Genomic DNA, 1,135 nt, shown 5'->3' on the forward strand with positions numbered 1-1,135 from the left:
CTCGGTTGGTGGTGGGTGGTGCTGGGCCGGAGAAGGTTGTCGCGCTGGCGTTGCCGCGTGGGTGTGAGTTGGTTGTTGCTGTGGTGGCGGTGGTGAAGGCTGGTGCGGCGTATTTGCCGGTTGATCCGGAGTATCCGGTGGATCGGGTTGCGTTCATGCTTGCTGATGCTGATCCGGTGTTGATGGTGACGACGTCTGTTGTGGCCGCTGGTTTGCCGGATATCGGTGGGTTGCCGACGATTCTGGTGGACGCTGCTGAGATTGCGGTGTCGGCGGATGTGGTTCGTGCTGTGCGGGACGAGCATGCGGCGTATGTGATTTATACGTCTGGGTCTACTGGTGTGCCTAAGGGTGTGGTGGTGTCGCATCGGAATGTGGTTCGGTTGTTTGAGACGACTGGGTCTATGTTCGGGTTTGGTGCGGATGATGTGTGGACGTTGTTCCATTCGTATGCGTTTGATTTCTCGGTGTGGGAGATCTGGGGTGCGTTGTTGTCGGGTGGTCGTTTGGTGGTGGTTCCTTATTTGGTGAGTCGTTCGCCGGAGAGGTTCCGTGATCTGCTGGTTCAGGAGCGGGTGACGGTGTTGAATCAGACGCCGTCGGCGTTCTATCAGTTGGCGGATGTTGATTCTGCGGGCGTTTTGTCGTTGCGGTGGGTGATTTTTGGTGGTGAGGCGCTGGAGCCTGCTCGGTTGTCGGGCTGGTTTGAGCGGCATCCGGATGACGCGCCCGCGTTGGTGAATATGTACGGGATCACCGAGACGACGGTGCATGTCACCGCACACCGGCTGACCCGGGATTTCGTGAATGGTTTGTCTCGTAGTGTGGTTGGTCGGGCGTTGCCGGATTTGCGGGTTTATGTGTTGGGTGGGGGGTTGTTGCCGGTTCCGCCTGGTGTGGTGGGGGAGTTGTATGTGGCGGGGCCTGGTGTCGCTCGTGGTTATCTGGGTCGGCCGGGTTTGACCGCGGAGCGGTTTGTGGCGGATCCGTTCGGTGGTGTTGGTGAGCGGATGTATCGCACGGGTGATCTGGCTCGGTGGAATGATGCTGGTGAGCTGGAGTTCGCGGGTCGTGCTGATGAGCAGGTGAAGGTCCGTGGTTTCCGGATCGAACCCGGCGAAATCGAGGCCGTCCT

1 protein-coding gene is annotated in these 1,135 nt (G+C 59.5%); it reads left to right on the plus strand.

The genetic code is table 11. The features are described from left to right. Positions 1–1,135 (plus strand): amino acid adenylation domain-containing protein (locus ACM6LR_RS39315; protein WP_414945655.1); only part of this gene is annotated, 1,135 nt, incomplete at both ends.

Source organism: Amycolatopsis sp. cmx-11-32, from assembly GCF_047608695.1.
In the GTDB taxonomy this organism is placed as follows: Bacteria; Actinomycetota; Actinomycetes; order Mycobacteriales; family Pseudonocardiaceae; genus Amycolatopsis.